Annotated in this window: 17 protein-coding genes and 1 pseudogene; 10 read left to right on the top strand and 8 right to left on the bottom strand. The window is 52.7% G+C overall.

Going from position 1 to position 17653, the window contains the following annotated elements; all coding sequences use genetic code 11:
• The first annotated feature begins 218 nt into the window (after positions 1-218).
• Positions 219-1799 carry an NAD(P)H-quinone oxidoreductase subunit N gene (locus HJG54_RS27275; RefSeq protein WP_316432377.1) on the top strand — a complete coding sequence of 527 codons (1581 nt, stop codon included), beginning with the start codon at positions 219-221 and terminating at the stop codon, positions 1797-1799.
• A gap of 118 nt (positions 1800-1917) precedes the next feature.
• Here HJG54_RS27275 and HJG54_RS35610 read toward each other — a convergent pair whose 3' ends face one another.
• The 4 genes and pseudogenes from HJG54_RS35610 to HJG54_RS27260 form a co-directional block, all read right to left on the bottom strand.
• On the bottom strand, positions 1918-2745 hold the full coding sequence (locus HJG54_RS35610; RefSeq protein ID WP_420717403.1) for a thiazole synthase: 828 nt from the start codon (positions 2743-2745) through the stop codon (positions 1918-1920).
• A 174-nt stretch (positions 2746-2919) separates the two neighbouring features.
• A pseudogene (thiO, locus tag HJG54_RS35605) lies at positions 2920-3957 on the bottom strand (glycine oxidase ThiO); the annotation flags it as partial.
• A 163-nt stretch (positions 3958-4120) separates the two neighbouring features.
• Positions 4121-4792, bottom strand: a complete 672-nt coding sequence (locus HJG54_RS27265) for a hypothetical protein (RefSeq protein ID WP_316432375.1) — start codon at positions 4790-4792, stop codon at positions 4121-4123.
• A 64-nt stretch (positions 4793-4856) separates the two neighbouring features.
• A complete protein-coding gene (locus HJG54_RS27260; protein WP_316432374.1) occupies positions 4857-5831 on the bottom strand; it encodes a hypothetical protein in 975 nt (324 codons plus the stop codon).
• Between the two features lie 293 nt (positions 5832-6124).
• Here HJG54_RS27260 and cimA point away from each other — a divergent pair, with 293 nt between their 5' ends.
• Entirely contained in the window at positions 6125-7822 is a 1698-nt protein-coding gene (cimA, locus tag HJG54_RS27255; RefSeq protein ID WP_316432371.1) for a citramalate synthase, read from the top strand.
• 212 nt (positions 7823-8034) lie between these two features.
• Entirely contained in the window at positions 8035-8568 is a 534-nt protein-coding gene (locus tag HJG54_RS27250; RefSeq protein WP_316432369.1) for a KGG domain-containing protein, read from the top strand.
• A gap of 253 nt (positions 8569-8821) precedes the next feature.
• Here HJG54_RS27250 and HJG54_RS27245 read toward each other — a convergent pair whose 3' ends face one another.
• Complete coding sequence (locus tag HJG54_RS27245; RefSeq protein WP_316432366.1) at positions 8822-9031, bottom strand: hypothetical protein; 210 nt, start codon at positions 9029-9031, stop codon at positions 8822-8824.
• Positions 9032-9217: 186 nt separating this feature from the next.
• Here HJG54_RS27245 and HJG54_RS27240 point away from each other — a divergent pair, with 186 nt between their 5' ends.
• From HJG54_RS27240 to HJG54_RS27220, 5 genes are all read left to right on the top strand, one after another.
• Positions 9218-9460, top strand: coding sequence for a hypothetical protein (locus HJG54_RS27240; protein WP_316432365.1), 243 nt, complete (start codon positions 9218-9220; stop codon positions 9458-9460).
• 98 nt (positions 9461-9558) lie between these two features.
• Complete coding sequence (locus tag HJG54_RS27235; RefSeq protein WP_316432363.1) at positions 9559-9795, top strand: hypothetical protein; 237 nt, start codon at positions 9559-9561, stop codon at positions 9793-9795.
• 45 nt (positions 9796-9840) lie between these two features.
• On the top strand, positions 9841-11223 hold the full coding sequence (gene mnmE, locus HJG54_RS27230) for a tRNA uridine-5-carboxymethylaminomethyl(34) synthesis GTPase MnmE (protein WP_316432362.1): 1383 nt from the start codon (positions 9841-9843) through the stop codon (positions 11221-11223).
• 153 nt (positions 11224-11376) lie between these two features.
• Positions 11377-11847: a 4a-hydroxytetrahydrobiopterin dehydratase gene (locus HJG54_RS27225; protein WP_316432361.1), complete on the top strand. Its 471-nt coding sequence runs from the start codon at positions 11377-11379 to the stop codon at positions 11845-11847.
• A 68-nt stretch (positions 11848-11915) separates the two neighbouring features.
• Positions 11916-12635, top strand: coding sequence for a glutamine amidotransferase-related protein (locus HJG54_RS27220; protein WP_316432359.1), 720 nt, complete (start codon positions 11916-11918; stop codon positions 12633-12635).
• A gap of 26 nt (positions 12636-12661) precedes the next feature.
• Here the strand turns inward: HJG54_RS27220 and HJG54_RS27215 are convergent, their stop codons facing one another.
• Positions 12662-13867: an energy transducer TonB gene (locus HJG54_RS27215; RefSeq protein WP_316432357.1), complete on the bottom strand. Its 1206-nt coding sequence runs from the start codon at positions 13865-13867 to the stop codon at positions 12662-12664.
• 223 nt (positions 13868-14090) lie between these two features.
• Positions 14091-14561, bottom strand: a complete 471-nt coding sequence (locus tag HJG54_RS27210) for an ABA4-like family protein (protein WP_316432356.1) — start codon at positions 14559-14561, stop codon at positions 14091-14093.
• Between the two features lie 127 nt (positions 14562-14688).
• Here HJG54_RS27210 and HJG54_RS27205 point away from each other — a divergent pair, with 127 nt between their 5' ends.
• Both HJG54_RS27205 and HJG54_RS27200 read left to right on the top strand, forming a co-directional pair.
• Entirely contained in the window at positions 14689-15783 is a 1095-nt protein-coding gene (locus HJG54_RS27205; RefSeq protein ID WP_316432353.1) for a cysteine peptidase family C39 domain-containing protein, read from the top strand.
• A gap of 101 nt (positions 15784-15884) precedes the next feature.
• Positions 15885-16247 carry a c-type cytochrome gene (locus tag HJG54_RS27200; protein WP_316432352.1) on the top strand — a complete coding sequence of 121 codons (363 nt, stop codon included), beginning with the start codon at positions 15885-15887 and terminating at the stop codon, positions 16245-16247.
• Positions 16248-16272: 25 nt separating this feature from the next.
• On the opposite strand, the gene HJG54_RS27195 is transcribed toward HJG54_RS27200, so the two are convergent.
• Positions 16273-17106 carry a tetratricopeptide repeat protein gene (locus tag HJG54_RS27195; RefSeq protein ID WP_316432351.1) on the bottom strand — a complete coding sequence of 278 codons (834 nt, stop codon included), beginning with the start codon at positions 17104-17106 and terminating at the stop codon, positions 16273-16275.
• Positions 17107-17653 lie beyond the last annotated feature (547 nt).

The raw sequence follows: 17653 nt of genomic DNA, 5'->3' as shown, positions 1-17653 counted from the left end.
AGAACCAAAGATTGATCCTGGAATTGTAGTCAGAATTCAACTCAGATTCAGGGAATGGAAACGGTATGATCCTCTATAAAGGATTTTTAACGATCTGGGAGGTTGGAAGGAGCTTGGCAATTTGTAAACAATTCGTAACCGATTGGTGAGCTAACCGTCACTTCTTCTACTCTAAGCGTGAATCTCCGATCTGCTTGCACTCAACCTGCCTAACGCTTATGGATTTTGCCAATCTTGCTGCTCAGTTGAATGCTGGAACCATCCTGCCGGAAGGGGTTGTGATTGTAACCCTGCTGGTGGTTCTGGTTGGTGATCTGATTGTAGGGCGTGCTTCGGCTCGCTGGACACCCTATGTCACCATTGCTGGACTTTTAGCCGCCGTGGTGGCCCTCTACTTTCAGTGGGATAGCAACCCCATTTCCTTTTTGGGCGCGTTTAATGGCGACGCTCTTAGTATTGTTTTTCGCGGCATCATCGCTTTATCGGCGGCAGTGACCACCCTTATCACCGTGCGCTATGTCGAACAGTCGGGAACATCACTAGCGGAGTTTTTGGTGATTCTGATGACCGCGACGCTAGGCGGGATGTTCCTATCAGGCTCAGACGAGCTAGTGATGATCTTTGTCTCACTGGAAACCCTCAGTATCTCCTCCTACCTCCTGACGGGCTACATGAAGCGGGATCCCCGTTCCAACGAGGCTGCCCTGAAGTACTTGTTGATTGGAGCAGCAAGCTCAGCAATTTTCCTCTACGGTGTTTCCTTGCTGTACGGCTTGTCGGGCGGAGAAACCCACCTCAGCCGCATTACTGCGGACATTATCAGCAACTCAGGTGATCAATCCATCGGAGCGGTGATTGCGCTGGTGTTCGTGATCGCCGGAATTGCCTTCAAGATTGCCGCTGTCCCGTTCCACCAGTGGACGCCGGATGTGTACGAAGGTTCGCCAACCCCGGTTGTGGCCTTTTTATCCGTCGGCTCTAAGGCTGCTGGTTTCGCTCTGGCGATTCGTCTCTTGGTAACGGCGTTCCCCACCGTGTCGGAGCAGTGGCACTTTGTGCTGACGGCGCTGGCCCTGCTGAGTATGGTGCTGGGCAATGTGGTGGCGCTGGCTCAGACCAGCATGAAGCGGATGTTGGCCTATTCCTCGATTGCGCAAGCGGGCTTTGTGATGATCGGGTTGGTGATTGGCACCGAGGCAGGTTATGCCAGCATGGTGTTCTATCTGATGGTGTATTTGTTCATGAACCTGGGCGGCTTTGCCTGCGTGATCTTGTTTACCCTCCGAACTGGGACCGATGAGATCAGTGAATACAGCGGCCTGTACCAGAAAGACCCGCTGCTGACGCTCTGTCTCAGCCTCTGTCTACTTTCCTTGGGCGGCATTCCACCCCTGGCAGGCTTCTTTGGCAAGATCTATCTATTCTGGGCTGGTTGGCAGGCGGGCGCTTACACGCTGGTGCTGGTGGGTCTGCTGACGAGCGTTGTGTCGATTTACTACTACATCCGTGTCGTCAAGATGATGGTGGTGAAGGAACCAGAAGAAATGTCAAACGCGGTGAAAAACTACCCGGAAGTGCGCTGGACGTTACCGGGCATGCGTCCCTTGCAGGTGGGGCTGATTATCTGTCTGGTGGCTACTACCTTTGCTGGCATCCTCTCGAATCCGCTGTTTGCCCTCGCGAATGGCTCAGTGGCGCAAACCGAGTTCCTGAAGTCGGCGATCGTTCCCGTACCCACTGCCCGACCTGTGGCGCTGCAAAGTGCAGCAGTCCAAACAGCTCCAGAGCTAATCCCTTAGCTGTGGCAATAATTCATAAACTTCAATAAACGTGAGGCAGGTTGAGAGACCTGCCTTTTTTGGCCATTTGATGAGCAATTTTGCCGCCTAGACGACCCCGCTAGATGATGCCACGCGCCTAGCTTGTGATCGTTCCGGTCAGGGGTGAACTGGCACTCGCGTAGTCTTTGATCGGAATTCTGCCGGCTAGGTAGGCCATGCGTCCGGCCAGGGTGGCCAATCCCATCGCTTGGGCCATCATGGCGGGGTTTTGAGCTTGAGCGATTGCGGTGTTGATCAATAAAGCATCAGCTCCCATTTCCATCGCCAGCGCCGCTTCGCTGGGTGTGCCAATGCCGGCATCAACTACAACTGGAATCTGGGCGTTTTCAATAATAATTTGGATATTTGCCGCGTTGCGGATGCCCTGCCCAGAGCCAATTGGCGAACCTAACGGCATCACCGTGGCGCATCCGGCTTCTTCTAGGCGTTTGGCCAGCAGCGGGTCGGCGTTGATATAGGGCAGTACGGCAAAGCCTTCCTTCACCAACTGCTCTGCTGCTTCTAGCGTGCCAATCGGGTCGGGCAGCAGGTACTTTGCATCTGGAATCACTTCTAGCTTGACGAAGTTGTTGTCTTCCTGCCCCAGCAGCTTTGCCATTTCCCGGCCCAAGCGCGCCACCCGCACGGCTTCTTCAGCAGTTTTGCAGCCGGCAGTGTTAGGCAGCATCCAGATTTTGCTCCAGTCCAGTGCCTCTGCCAGTCCCTCATGGCCGGGGGCATTCGTCTGGACTCGTCGCACGGCTACAGTGACAATCTCACAACCACTCGCCGCTACACTCTGGCGCATCTGGTCGAAATTGCGGTATTTGCCGGTGCCGGTCATTAGCCGTGAGCGGAAGGGGCGACCGGCGATCGTTAAGGGGTTGGGATCGTCGGGTAGGTGAGTAGGTGAGGTGAGGGAGATGGGGGAGATGGGACTCGTGAGCGTCGCCGAACGAGGGGAGATGGGGGAGGGGTATTGCAGCATGGGTTGGGTGGGGGTAGGTGAGTGGGGCAGGAAGGGAGCAGGCTGTGAAGGGCGCTGGAAGCGCTGCCAGGAAAAGGCGGAGAGTAGCGGGTCGGGTTGTTGGTTCCAAACCAGCTCGGCGATCAGGCGGGCGGTGATGGGGGCGAGCAGGATACCGTTGCGGTAGTGGCCAGTGGCTAGGGTTAAATTGGGGCAGTGGCTGGTTCCGAGAATCGGCAGCTCGTCGGGCGTGGCTGGACGGAAGCCCCACCAGCATTCCTGGATCGGCAGGTCTCGCAGAGGCGGATATAGCCGCAGCGCCGCATTCAGCAGAGACTGGACACCGCCAATGGTGTTGTTGGGAGCAAAACCTACCTCTTCAACCGTTGCGCCAATCACGATGCGTCCGTCCTGTCGCGGCACAATGTAAATCTCTTCGCCATATAAAATGCGGTGAAGCTGCAGGTCTGGTGGGCTTTGCAGGGCACCGGGTACCTGCACAGCCAGCATTTGGCCTTTGCGAGGCCGCACGGGGATCGGCAACAGGGACTCGGACCAGGCCCCAGTCGCTAAGATGTAATGTTCGGCTTGCCAATCGCCGCTCGTAGATTTGAGGCTGACCACTCGCCCGCCCTGCTGCTGTATTGCTGTCACTGTCACCCCAGCTTCGATTTGAACGCCCAAAATCTGAGCTGCCTGCTGCAGGGTATGGGCTAAAGCGCGATTATCGACCTGACCTTCTTCGGGAAACCACCAGCCACCAACAATCTCAGGGCTGAGTCCCGGTTGGGCAAGCTGGATTGCTGCCTGATCGAGCCAGAGTGCTGTAGAGTCAGGTTTTGCTGCTGCATCTCCGGCTGCATCTCCGGTTGCAAACACGGGCGCTAGAATACCGCAAGCCCAGTAGTGGGTTACACTGTGGCTCAGATCTTCGAGTTTGCTGATCCAGTCGGGGTAGAGGGTTTGGCTGCGCTGGCAGAGTTCCAGCATTGGACTGGCGGGAATTCTTTCTGCACCCGGCGCTAACATCCCAGCAGCGGCATGGCTAGCTGCTTGTTGAACGTCGCGGCTGAGAACCGTAACCCTGGCTCCGCGCAGCTTCAGCTCAATCGCGATCGACAATCCGATCACCCCACCGCCAATAATCAGAACATCACAAGTTGGATTCATGCTGGAGACTCCCAAGGACACTGGGGGCACCATCGAGGCAATCAGCTCAGTCAATCAGCTCAGTCAATCAGCTCAGTCAATTAGTGGCCCCCAGATCAATTACTACAGAATTCAAGCGGTTTTGGGTGGCTATTTTTGAGGAAGATTGTCACGAAACCTCACCTTACCACCAACCTGGAACTGGACGAGCAGGCGATGGCCGTCGCGTAGGCGGGACGGGAGCCGGACGCGGCGGAATCTGTTCGGGCCGGTCAAAGTCAGGATTCTCGTAGTCTTCTGCAGGAGGAATGCTGGGCGAGGGCGAAGGAACGGTTGGGGGACGGGGAGGGCTGGGGGATGGTGGTACCGGCGAAACCGGAGGCAGGATTGGACTCGGAGAAGCTGGAATTGGCGAAGCTGGAAGAGGGCTGGGTGAGGGAATAGGGGAACTGGGGCTGCCTGATTCTGGACTGCTACTTCTTGCCAACGCGTCCAGAATCAGGACTGGCATCAGCCGCTCTAGCTCCTCGTTCCATCCAGACTGGAGTGGAGGTACGGGTGTCGGTTGCGGTTGCGGAGAAGTTGCGTCAGGCGACGGATCAGGCAGATTGTCATAGGGCAGAGTTTCCCTGGGGGTTGGGGGTTGGGGAGGAGCCTCCCTGCGGAAGATATTGTCTGGCAGAATCGGACGTCGCTCAGGAGAAAGAAAGCGGTTACCTAGGAGAATCAGCACTACCATCAAAGCACTGATCCCAATCAGACGGGCATTGCGGCTGAGCAAATTTACCCTGGAAAAGGCGTAGAAGATAAGTGCTATACCAGCAGCGCCGACTAATATCAACAACGGGTCAACCACAGCCTATCCTCCCCCGATTCCTCTTTATCATCCCGTAGTCCGCTAGAAATCGAGAGATCCTGACTCACCACAAACCAGGAATCGGCGGTTCGGGTTCAGGTTCAGGCTCGGGTTCAGGTTCAGGTTCTCTCACAACTTGATAGCGTGGTCCAGAGAAATTGCCGTTGCCAGCCCCTTGCCCTCCCAAAGGCGTGCCATCACGATTGACGATTGAGTCATCATCGATCAAATCAAGCTGAAGCGTGCCGTCTCCTGTGCCGGTTGTCACCAAAACCCGGTAGGTAGTGCCACTGCCCTGTGTCTCGATCACCCGAGCACCGATTACTCCTGTGGTGTTGAGCTGAAAATCTGCTGAATCGACACCAGTCACCGCTTGGTCAAACTGCACTTCGTAACGAACTCTTGGCTGATCAGTGGGATTCGCATCCAGCCGACTGATGGCAGTCACCAATGGTGGCTGAACAGGAGGAGGGTCTACAGATCGCTCAACCGTATAGGGCACTCCAGAGAAATTGCCGTTGCCTGCCCCCTCTCCTCCTAGTGGGGTGCCATCACTGGTTCTAATCGAGTCATCGTCTACCAGATTGAGCTGCAGCGGACCGTTGCCGGTGCCTGTGTTAACAGAAACCGTATAGGTTCTGCCGTTGCCCTGAACTTGGGCCACTCCTGCATTGGTGAGGGTTGGATCGAGGTTAAAGTCTGCTAAATCGACGCCAGTCACATCTTGACTAAACTGCACTTCATATCTGACCGTGTCCTGATTCGTGGGATTTGCATCCAGTGGGTTAATGGCAGTGACAGTAGGCACCGCAGGTGCAGATACCAGGCAGGCTTCGTCTTGAGAGGCGTTCAGTAAGCATCGAATCGAGCAAGCTCTGGGAGATTGACTGCACAGCCACCACAGCAACGACCCAGCAATCGCACCCGGCCCAAGCACCGCCATCAACAGCCAGCGCAACATCCCGCCCCATCTCCACCCACCTGTGACGATCAAGGCGGCAATGAGGCTGATAATTAACGGAATTGCCGGTGTTCCCATACTTGTTGGTCCATCATTGGCCCATCATTGGCCTATAAGGCTGCTACGCTAATTTTAGCCTTGAAGAGAAAAACTCGATAGACTGCCGCTGTTCCGCCTATTAACTCACTATTGGCTCATTCTACTGGCCTATTCTATTGCCCCGCCCTGTAGCCATCCTTCCTGTAACTACCCTGTAACCGCCCTGTAACCGCCCTATGACCACTCTGTTGATCCACCCCGTTCAATGACACAATAAACATCTATAGCCCGTATAGCCTGATAATTGTTAGTTTAAGTTTCTTTAACGTTCTATGAATCCCGACCAATCTACTACCTCAAAATCGCTTTGGATCTACGACACAACCCTCAGAGATGGTGCTCAGCGCGAAGGGCTGTCTCTGTCGCTAGAAGACAAACTGCGAATTGCGCGTCAGCTAGATCGGTTGGGGATTCCGTTTATTGAAGGCGGTTGGCCGGGTGCCAATCCCAAAGATGTGCAGTTTTTCTGGCAAATCAAAGAAGAGCCGCTGACCCAGGCGGAAGTGGTTGCCTTTTGCTCGACTCGTCGCCCCCATCGCGCCGCTGCCGATGACCCGCTGCTGCAAGACGTGCTGGCTGCCGGAACCCGCTGGATTACCCTATTTGGCAAATCCTGGGATCTGCATGTCACCGATGGCCTCAAAACCACGTTAGAAGAAAACCTGGCCATGATCCAGGACACGATCCAATTCTTTCGCAGTCAGGATCGCCGAGTAATTTATGATGCCGAACACTGGTTCGATGGCTACAAGCACAATCCAGACTATGCCCTCCAAACCCTAGAAGCTGCAATCAACGGCGGTGCGGAATGGATCGTCCTCTGCGACACCAACGGCGGCACCCTGCCCCACGAAGTACAAGCCATCGTCCGCGATGTAATGAACAGTTTTGAGTTCTCAGTTTTAAGTTCTGAATTCAACCCAACTCAAAACTTAAAACTCAAAACTCAAAACTCTCTTTATCTCGGCATTCACACCCACAACGATTCCGGTACAGCGGTAGCGAATGCAATGGCGGCGGTAATGGAAGGGGCACGCATGGTGCAAGGCACGATCAACGGCTATGGGGAACGCTGCGGCAATGCCAATTTGTGTACGCTGATTCCCAATTTGCAGCTTAAGTTGGGCTACACCTGTGTCGAACCGCAGCAGCTCACGCAACTGGCCGAATCGAGCCGCTTGATCAGCGAGGTGGTGAATCTGGCTCCAGACGATCATGCCCCCTTTGTCGGGCTGTCGGCCTTTGCCCATAAGGGAGGCATTCATGTCAGTGCCGTCGAGCGCAATCCGCTGACCTACGAGCATATTCAACCAGAATTGGTCGGCAATACCCGCCGGATTGTGATTTCTGATCAGGCTGGGCTGAGTAATGTGCTGGCTAAAGCTCGCAGTTTTGGCATCAATCTAGACAAGCAGGACCCGGCCTGTCGGCAAATTTTGCAGCATTTGAAGACGCTGGAAAATCAGGGATATCAGTTCGAGGCGGCTGAAGCTAGCTTTGAGTTACTGATGCGGGAAGCCCTCGGTCAACGTCAGCAGTTTTTTGTCATCAAAGACTTCCATGTTTACTGCGACATGCTGCGGGACGATGCCCGCCAAGGCAGTCAGGCGGTTGCTACGATCAAAGTCAACGTGAACGGCAAGGATATTTTGGAAGCTGCGGAAGGGAATGGCCCGGTATCTGCGCTAGATGCAGCTCTGCGAAAAGCTTTGATGAATGAGTATCCCGAAATCGCCACCTTCCATCTGACTGACTACAAGGTGCGGATTTTGGACGGCACGGCAGGCACCTCCGCTAAAACTCGCGTGTTAATCGAATCGAGCAATGGTCATCAACGCTGGACGACGGTAGGCGTTTCCTGCAACATCATCGAAGCATCCTATCAGGCAGTGGTTGAAGGGCTGGAATATGGTCTACTGTTGCAAAGCCAAGTTCAAAATCAGGCAAAAGCGGCCCTTGCTTCTAGTTGAGCATGTCGAGTTCAGCGAATCTGCAGCTGGCTGTTTGATTTCTTCTCGATTCCATCAGGGGGCAGAGGTTTTTCAAAATTTTGCGAATTACCTCTCTCTAATGTCCGAGCTTGTTACAGCTTGAGGTTTCCTCTTTGGGAAGAGGGTTTTTGAAATCCGGCTTTTTAAGCTAATCGTCGTACCTGTTTTTCCAGATTCAAGGAATAAGTACGATGACTTCAAAACAAGCAAGTAACCAAGCCAATAAAGGCAAGCAAGGCTTTGCATCAATGGACCCAGAAAAGCAGCGGGAAATCGCCAGTAAGGGCGGACGCACCTCCCACAAAGGCGACGAACCGAATGCCAAAGTGAATGATACCGATGATGCAGTCACTGATGAAATCACTGATGAAATCGAAGACGAAGGTGAAGAACTAGATGAACTGCTGGACATTCTTGACGAAGCTGAGCTGACCGATCTCGATCCAGAAGAAGGCATCGAAATCATCGATCAGTGGCACGAGATCCTGAATGATTCTGGTGATGCCGAATTGAAGGAAATCGGTAAAAGTCTGAAGCAACTCAAGAAAGTGCTGTCTAGCAGCAAATCGAAGCCTGAGGCGATTGCCGAAGCCCTGTGCCAACTCGGCGAACAAACCAATGAATATGCCAACAATGCTCAGCGCGGCTACAAAACCAAGCTGCATAAGTTGGGCAAATCTCTGAACAAAGCCGGCAAATCGTTGGAACAGCAGGAAGCAGAGTAAACTTCCATTTAGCCGTTTCTGTTTAATTTCCTAGGCTGAGGACAAGCAGTGGTGTTAATGCAGACTTGACTAGTAGAGAAATTCCCGCGGTCTTAGCTGCCTTACTCTATTGCATGACTCTTTTCCTCAGCCTTTATTATTTATTACTTGTAAGACGATGTTTGGATGTTTGGAGCGTCTTCGCTGCCCATAGGTTGACCGTGGATTGTTGTAGGAGCAGAGCTACCTTTCAACTAAGCAAGACATCAGAGATTTACTCTTGATTCAACCGTATCAGGCGAAATAACTCCTCCGAGATGCTTTTTGCCAGAGTCGATTCCATTGGACAACTCACCGTTCGTTTTTCAGCTTGAAACCAGGTAAGCGCTTCTTCGAGTTGCTGTACTGAGTAGGTCTCGTTGGTCAGCATTCGAATCAGCAGGTTTTCCAAAATTAGGGCTTGGGAGTCGTTGAGAACTAACATGATGTACCTCCTCTCTCGCCTTTTGACAGGATGACCAGCGCTTTATCAATCTCTCGAACTTTGATTGCCCGCAGTGCGGTCAGGAGCGAGCGGATTAGGACAACTTCATCGTCTGATAGTGTGACCATAAGATTTGCCTCAAATAAAGCTTGAGGTTAATCATACCACGCTTGCGAGCATACGCGTATGCGGAAAGAGCAGTATGCGATGATTAGTGGTTGCAATCATCAGAGCTTAAGGATGGCGGCAAAAAAGAAACCAGAGTTGAGAGTATATATAGAGCCGGATCTAGACAAGCTGGTTCGACTTCTGGCTGCATTGCATGAGAAAACCCTTTCTGACGTAGTAACAGATGCTCTGGAGCGTTGGGTAGATTTGCCGGAAAATCAAGAATTCATCGAGAAACACAATCTGGATAAACTTGATTAATGTTGTCTTGACTTTGTTGTTTTTATAAGCTTTCAACACGGATAGCCCGCTACCCTTTGTCAGATTTTGCTGTACCAATTGCGACGTTTCATGAGCAGATGCTTGGAAGCCACGCTTATATTAATCGCGTTCGTAATCTGAATGACCTAGTGAAAGGGTATGGAATGATGTCGCGACTCGTCAGCGATTTCAAAGTTCTACCCCTCGTCTCATTTGATGCAGGTGCAGCGACAACATTTAATCAATTACAGGCGCAACGGATTCAACTGGCAAAGATGGACGGGCGGATTGCAGCAATTGCCCGTGCAAGGTTTTGCATTACCGCTAGCCCTTGAATAGCTAAATTGAGAATAGACACAATCAAACCGCCAGCAAAACAGATGACCGCCCAACCCTTAAGCCAAGATACGATCGCCGCGATTGCCACCGCCATTGTGCCACAGCAGGGCAGTGTTGGGATTGTGCGGTTGTCGGGGCCAGAGTCCGTGTCGATTGCTCGCACTCTGTTTCACGCACCCGGACGGCAAGCTTGGGAAAGCCATCGCATTCTCTACGGCTATGTGCGTCATCCCCAAACCGAGCAGATCATCGACGAAGCCTTGCTGCTGCTCATGCTGGCTCCCCGCTCCTACACCCGCGAAGATGTGGTGGAGTTTCACTGCCATGGTGGGATTATGGCGGTGCAGCAGGTATTGACGCTGTGTTTGGAGCAAAGAGCAAGACTAGCCCAACCGGGGGAATTCACGCTGCGGGCCTTCTTGAACGGACGCTTAGACCTGACCCAAGCCGAAAGCATTGCCGATCTAGTTGGAGCGGAGTCGCCTCAGGCAGCCCAAACCGCCCTAGCCGGACTGCAAGGCAAACTTGCCCATCCGATTCGCCAGTTGCGAGCTACCTGTTTGGATATTCTGGCCGAAGTAGAAGCTCGAATTGACTTTGAAGATGATTTGCCGCCTCTGGACGAGGAGGCAATTAAGCAGCAGCTCAGGCAAGCCTTGGCTGAAGTCGAGCAAATCCTGGCTACAGCGGATCGGGGTGAACTGTTGCGGACGGGATTGAAGGTGGCGATTGTGGGACGTCCAAACGTGGGAAAGTCCAGCCTACTGAATGCTTGGAGCCGCAGCGATCGGGCGATTGTCACCGAATTACCAGGCACGACGCGGGATGTGGTGGAATCGCGTTTGGTCGTGGCAGGCATTCCGGTGCAGGTATTGGATACAGCCGGGATTCGGGAAGCCACCGACCGGGTCGAGCAGATTGGCGTGGAGCGGTCCCGAACGGCGGCTCAAAGTGCCGACTTGGTGCTGTTAACCATTGATGCCCAAACCGGCTGGACTGACGCTGACGCCATGATTTACGAGCAGGTCAAACAGCGTCCGCTGATTCTGGTGCTGAACAAAATCGATTTGGTTGCCTCGCCGCCGCCCCTGCCCGATCTGCCGCCAACTCCAACGGTAAAAACAGCGGCAGCCCACCAGCAGGGCATCGACGCTCTCGAACAAGCAATCCTGAGTCGGGTGGAGGCCGGCGCACTTCAGGCCGCCAACTTCGATCTGGCCATCAACCAACGCCAAGCTGCCGCCCTCACACGCGCCAAAACCGCGCTTCAGCAGGTGCAGGCCACCATTGCCGACCAACTGCCGCTCGACTTTTGGACGATTGATTTACGCAGCGCTATCCAAGCTTTGGGCGAAATCACGGGCGAAGAAATTACCGAGTCGGTCCTAGATCAAATCTTCAGTCGCTTTTGCATCGGTAAATAATACAGGCAAGCGCAAAGATAAAACCGTGTCTGTGCGGTAGAGAGAGCATGGTAGGGTGAGGAGTGAAAAACCGAGCACCAAACTGACAAAATTCTAAAATCAGGTCGATTTTACGAATTGCAAGTTGCGCTTGCCATCAAGGTCACTCTATCTATGTCCTACAAAAAACCGTTTAACCAAGTTTCGCAGATGCTATCGCGTCGCTTTTGGGCTGTTGTAGCATTGGGATTGTTGCTGGGGTTGGGACTGTCGGTGGCGGCAGTGTCAGCTCCGGTTAGGAGCATTCAAGTTGTAACTGCTCAACCCGTTGCTCAATTTGTGACTCAAGGTGTACCTATGGCTACCTCACCCCTCTCAACCGAGGCGCTCAATGCCGCCCTCGGCGAACTTCCCGGCTGGAGTATCGAGGCAGGCAAACTGCATCGCCAATTCCAATTTAATTCGTTTGTAGAAGCCTTTGGGTTTATGTCGAGTGTGGCACTCGTGGCCGAATCAATGGGACACCATCCCGAATGGTTCAATGTTTATAACCGTGTCACGGTTGATCTGACCACCCATGATGCCGGTGGCATTACCGACAAAGATGTGGCTCTGGCCAAAAAAATGAACGAATTAGCGCAGTAGTAGTTCTGGTTCTGTATCCTGCTTAAATGCAGCGTTGCTCCTAAACTCGCTAAACTGCGATAGCGGTTTTGAGTCAATCGATTGTCGTGAAGAAAATTTTGGTGATTACGCATCAAGCCAGCTCCGAAACCGGCTTAGTTGGGCAAGTTCTGCAAGCCGAAGGATGCTGGTTAGATATTCGCTGTCCGGCCATAGGTACATCCCTGCCAGACCACCTTGATGCCCATGATGGCGTCGTGATTTTTGGTGGCCCTATGAGTGCCAATGACGATACAACGCTACCCTTCATTCGGGATGAGCTGAACTGGATTCCGCTGGTTCTAGAAGCCCAAAAACCCTTTCTAGGAATTTGTCTGGGAGCACAGATGCTGGCGCGAGTGTTAGGTGCAAAGGTGGCTCCCCATCCAGATGACTGGCGGGAAATCGGGTACGCTACAATCCAACCCACGCCGCATCAAGCGAATCCGCTTGCCGAACTGACCCATGTTTACCACTGGCACAAAGAAGGCTTTGAGCTGCCCCAGGATGCCGTGTTGTTAGCGACCGGAGACCATTTTGCCAATCAAGCCTTCCGCTATGGCTCCTCTGCCTATGGCCTACAGTTTCACCCCGAAATTACCCAGTCGATGATCGACCGCTGGACGACTGAAGCCGCCGATCAGCTCAATTTCCCCGGTGCCCAACCGCGTGAGTGCCAATTTCAAGCACACGACCATCATGGTGTCAGTGTAGCTACATGGCTGCAGCAGTTTCTGCCCCAATGGTTATCGCCATCTTTATCAGACTAATGACCAACACCTAATAACCAATAATTTCAGCCTCTGTCTCCACTACGGTCAATTGTAATCCGCACCAGCAGCTTGTCATCCGCGACCGGCTCGCCTCCAGCAATCGCAGGTTCAAAGCTCCAGTTTTTCACCAGACAGGTTGCCAATTCATCATAGGCGCGACTGTCGCTTGACTCGTGGGTCACAGTCTGCACCACTTGCCCAGTTTCGTCGGTAGCCACCCGCATCGCTACGGTTTTGCCCAAAAACTGCACAGCCTCTGGTGTCACCTCACAGGGAGAAACCGTTGGATGGGAAGGGAACGTCTTCACTTCGGTTTTGGGCTGGGCTGTTTCATCCGGTTCGGTACTGTGGTCTGTGGCAGGGAGGGGATCGGTGGTGAGGCTGGCCGTCAGGTGGCTGGGAATCGGGACCTGATCGGTAACAGCGCCTGCCATCTCCTCTCGGTTCTCAGTTGGAATTGGCATCGTCCCAGATACATCGGGCACGGGTACATCGATCTGCTGCGTGACAATCAGAGGGGAAGCTGGAGGAGAGCTGGTTGGTTGGGCTGGGCTAGGCTGCGGAACCTGAACCGTTGGCCTGGAGGCCGCCAATTCTGATGCAGCAGATGCAGCAGATGCAGCAGATGCAGTAGATGCAGTAGGAGTGGGTTGGGAGATTTGCTGCTCCCCCAGAGCAGAGGTCTGCTCCTCGGTTAGAGAACTAGCCGATTGACTAGTGGATTGACTAGCGGATTGATTAGCCGGTTGGGTTGAAGAGGGAGCTTCATCAGCAGGAGCGGCTGCCAGTGGTTGAGCAGAAACGGCATTGGGGATATGGGTCTGAATTGCGGCAGACGAGGCGTCGTCGACCGGAGCGCTAACGACCGACTGCGGCTTAGACAAGGACTTAGCGGCTGTTTTGCCAATCTGAGAATTTGCTGCTGCAGTGGTCTGTGGGGGAGTCGCAACTGGCTGGGGCTGAGCAGACTTGGCATCAGCAGTAGCAGCGGCAGGTAACTCTACCCAATCAATTGGTGTTGCAGTTTCGGGAGGTGTCTGGAGCAATGCTTGGAGGGTTGCTGCTCTCACCCAATGGATTGCTAAGCCATGCAGTACGACCGAGCCTGCAACCAAGGCTAACCAGAACCAAGGCGAATGCCTTTGTCTCTGAACCACTGCCCGTTGAGTATAAGCCTGAGAATCCGGTTGGATATCTTGGATATCAGTTGGCTCGTCGAAATCAGTCATTTCAGCTACTGAATTGTACTGATAGAAAAAACCCCTAGCCTGATCATACCCAGCAATTACTACAAATAGGAAATTTACGGTAAAGCTGGGATCGCAGTAAACAGTTTGGGGTCCAACGGCAACTGCACAAAAATGAATTGGCTCACCGTCTCTTGACTGAACCCAACCTCACTTCAGGAACACTTCACACGCGAAGCAGCCATTGCCTGCTTTGCTCATCGAGTTATGAGGACGAACTGGGATCGAGGGTATCTGCCTCTGTTGCTGCGGAACGAGCCGCCAGCCACTGCGTGATCCACTGAGTGACAATATGGGATAACAACCCTATCGGTCCCGCAAACAAACACAAAATCAGGGAATGCCGGGTCCAAATGCCGGTTCGCTGCCCTTCTTGATAGATCCAGCGGCCCACAAACAAATCCATCACCAGAAAGTGCACCCAGCCGGTTGCGGTAACTCGTTCGTCTGCAAAGAGTTGAGCCAAATCAGAGAGCTGAGGATTTGAAAACGACTGGGCCGACTCGGGGTCCAAACTGTTGGTGAACAGGTAAACATACAGACCTGCCAGCACCACAAACGGCAAGAAGGAAGTCATAATCCGACGGGTCACCTGCCAATTGGGCAGGCCAATCATCAGTAGCCAAAACGGCAACACAAATAGATTGGCACCATCAAACAGCAGATCAAGCGTCATATTGGTTCCTGCTTTTGTTTAACTTTCTTAACGTCCTCAGCATAGCAGAACTCCCGTGGGCAACCGCGATTCGATCAACTAGATTGAAGAAACGAGTAATGGCAACGGCGCAAACTAAGGCATAACTATGATTCTGGGATTCGTGGTCACGCTTCTGTTGGGCAGTTTAGCTATAGTGTGGGGCATGCGCTGGGGGCGCTTCTTAGTTCGCAAAGGAGCTACGGCTAATAATTTATTTATTGGCAGAAATATAGAATCGATTGCCTTTTTAGGACTCTATCTAGGGCTGCTCGTGTTGGCACTTCACCTCCCCCAGCTCCAAATTTTACCTCTGGAATGGCGCGTCTACGGTATGCGTATCACCTGGATCATCATGCGAGTGCTGCTTCTGGGCTTTTGTGGCGTTGCTTTTGTGGTGAGCTGGAAAACCGCCAGAATGCAGGTGATTGCAGTGGTGCTGTTGGGCTTGATCGGATTGGGCAGCTTTACAACTGCCGAAGCCTATTTCTTAGCACCCATTTATTCAATGCTGGAAGATAATTTGCAGCCGAATGGCATTTTCCGCCAGACCTCGAACAGCAGTTGCGCCCCTGCTGCTCTTGCCACCATTCTGCGCCGCTGGCAGATTGACGCCACCGAATCTAGCATTGCCAAACTAGCCGAAACCAGCCGCTTAGGTACCTCGATGCCGCAACTGATCGTGGCTGCTCGGGCGCTGGGTATGGACGGAATTGAATTGGCTTCCACGTGGGAACAAATGCAGCGGATTAACCGACCGGGGGTGCTGGCAACCTGGTTATACTCTGATACCGGGCGTGGCCCTCATGCAGTGGGGATAGTAGCCATCACAGACGATACCGTTACGATTGCAGATCCGGCCTTTGGAAAGCTGTATCAACTTGACCAAGCCCAGTTCCGACACATCTGGCGCAACCAGTATGTGCCAATTTTCCCTCCGGCTGATTTAATTCTGGCCCCGGAGCAGGCAGCCGATTACCTACATCGCCTCGGCTATGTGCAACAAAAGACTAATCTATCTACCCAGGAATTAGCAGCGGCTATTCAACAGTTCCAGACGGCAGTGGGTGTGGCCGCTACTGGGAAACTCAATCCCGAAACGGTTTTGCTGCTGAGGGGCGCATTTCTGACTGAGGGACCAACACTCAACACGCTAGAATCAAACGAGCCAGCGAATAGCAAATCTTCGAGATCTCTGTTTTAGAGTGTCTGAATCGGACAGGCGTTATCTTTGAAACAGCTGTACTGGTGCAAACCACTCCTACCGAAACGAGACTCATCAATCGAATTAATCTAAGAACAACTGTGTTCAAGCTACTATTGCGACGATTTTTTTCTCTTACACTTCCCCTGGCGCTGATCTGTGCTGCAGGTTTTGGTCTGGATTGGAGCGCACTGGCCTTAGCAGATCAAGCCCCGCCGGGTGCCCAAATTTTTGAACTGCATTGTGCAGGTTGCCATATTCATGGTGGCAACATTGTGCGACGCAACAAGACGCTCAAGCTGAAGGCGCTGCAGCGTAACGGCATGGACAACCTTACAGCCATTAGCGAAATCGTCTTAAACGGCAAGGGCAACATGTCGGCCTACCAGGATCGGCTCACTGAAGCCGAAATCCAGTCCGTAGCAGCCTATGTGTTAGAGCAGGCGGAACAAGGGTGGAAATAGGAATTCCCTTGGGCCTCGTTTGCCTCTAGTTGGGATGCAGTGGGCTGAGCAGCTCATCTAACCAGGATTCAACCTGCAAGTATAGCCGTAGCCCAGAATTATCGAAGTTAGGGCTGGGTTGAGCTAGTTTCTCGAGTGCTCGACGGTAATCGCCAATCGCGCAGTTCCAGTCGCCTCGCAAATGATAGGTGCGGCCCCGCTCAGCATAGATGTGACCTTCAAGCTTGCCAAGACACAGGGCTAAGTCAAAGCTCTCTAGCGCCCGGTCATACATCTCTAACTCCCGGAAGGTAATGCCCTGATTAATCCAGGCCCGCACGTTAGCTGGGTTCAAATCCAAGGCAATATCATAGTCCAGAATCGCTTCCAAAAACTTGCCCTGAGCTGCATAGTAATTAGCCCGGTTATTGTAGGCACTATCGAGGCGCGGATTCAGCTCAATGGCGCGATTGTAATCGGCGATAGCTGCGGCAGGCTGGCCGCTCTGAAAGTAAACCAGACCTCGATTACTGTAATGGTTCGCATTTTGAGGGTTGCGGTCGATTAACTCACTGAAGATAGCAATAGCCTCAATGTGATTGCCATGCTGGGCTTCAGCCAGAGCACGCTGCCGTAAGATTGTTTCCTGTTCTGCAGAACTGAGACGCAACACTGATTGTTTTTGCTGATGGATATTGGTTTTGTTTTGTTGAGGCTGCCAGCGTTTTTGAAGATGGCTGGGGGCATCCTGGGCCAGTTGTCTGGTGTGCTGTCTGGCCACTTGTCTAGACTGGGCCGAAACTCTTACTGCCCGCCCTGCCTGGTCGGCTCGTTTAGATTGATTAGCCTGCTTATTTTGATTGACAGAAGAGCGATTCATGCCATCCTCACCGTTACTCAACAGCCTGACAGTGTAAACTTACAATCCCTGATCGATCTTTAGTTTCTAAGCTGAATGCCTAGTTCACATCCTTCTATAGGTCACTTAATAAGCTGTCTGCTGGGCAGGCGTAAGGTTGAAAATACTGAACCGTCTATCGCGACTAGAGCACCCACTGGCTGCTGAGAAGCAAGCCAGAGCTAGAGTCTATCCATTTCTGCCATGCAGGCTACACTTTGGCCCATGCCAGTAGTATCGCGGAGAAATCATGGAAAATTCGTGAAATTTTCCGAAACATTTTCGGTCAGGTCCATTAAGGAGGAGTGAATTTTCCCGTAAGCTTCTCTACAGAGTAGGTCTATAAAAACTAGTTCCTCTTTTTCTCTATGCTTTCTACAGGATTGTCCGACTCTGCTCCGCCGTTTGGCGATTTCGTGCCTTAAGGATGAGCAATGATTAGAAATCATGCAGTATGGATGACTAGTTCGATTAAATCCACTAATTTCACAAAACTTTATTCTTAATCCCCTCGTAGCCTATACTACGC

It is taken from the genome of Leptolyngbya sp. NK1-12, assembly GCF_032598965.1.
Taxonomy (GTDB): domain Bacteria; phylum Cyanobacteriota; class Cyanobacteriia; order Elainellales; family Elainellaceae; genus Elainella.
The sequence above is the reverse complement of the archived record's forward strand: the minus strand, read 5'-3'. Positions and strand labels throughout refer to the sequence as shown.

Coding starts and splice junctions, on each gene's coding strand:
- HJG54_RS27260 (WP_316432374.1), bottom strand. CDS start 5,831: ATGGGAACACCGGCAATTCCGTTAATTATCAGCCTCATTGCCGCCTTG.
- HJG54_RS27245 (WP_316432366.1), bottom strand. CDS start 9,031: ATGTTAGTTCTCAACGACTCCCAAGCCCTAATTTTGGAAAACCTGCTG.
- HJG54_RS27250 (WP_316432369.1), top strand. CDS start 8,035: ATGACTTCAAAACAAGCAAGTAACCAAGCCAATAAAGGCAAGCAAGGC.
- HJG54_RS27205 (WP_316432353.1), top strand. CDS start 14,689: ATGATTCTGGGATTCGTGGTCACGCTTCTGTTGGGCAGTTTAGCTATA.
- HJG54_RS27210 (WP_316432356.1), bottom strand. CDS start 14,561: ATGACGCTTGATCTGCTGTTTGATGGTGCCAATCTATTTGTGTTGCCG.
- HJG54_RS27275 (WP_316432377.1), top strand. CDS start 219: ATGGATTTTGCCAATCTTGCTGCTCAGTTGAATGCTGGAACCATCCTG.
- HJG54_RS27240 (WP_316432365.1), top strand. CDS start 9,218: ATGCGGAAAGAGCAGTATGCGATGATTAGTGGTTGCAATCATCAGAGC.
- mnmE (WP_316432362.1), top strand. CDS start 9,841: ATGACCGCCCAACCCTTAAGCCAAGATACGATCGCCGCGATTGCCACC.
- HJG54_RS27235 (WP_316432363.1), top strand. CDS start 9,559: ATGCTTGGAAGCCACGCTTATATTAATCGCGTTCGTAATCTGAATGAC.
- HJG54_RS27215 (WP_316432357.1), bottom strand. CDS start 13,867: ATGACTGATTTCGACGAGCCAACTGATATCCAAGATATCCAACCGGAT.
- cimA (WP_316432371.1), top strand. CDS start 6,125: ATGAATCCCGACCAATCTACTACCTCAAAATCGCTTTGGATCTACGAC.
- HJG54_RS27225 (WP_316432361.1), top strand. CDS start 11,377: ATGTCCTACAAAAAACCGTTTAACCAAGTTTCGCAGATGCTATCGCGT.
- HJG54_RS27195 (WP_316432351.1), bottom strand. CDS start 17,106: ATGAATCGCTCTTCTGTCAATCAAAATAAGCAGGCTAATCAATCTAAA.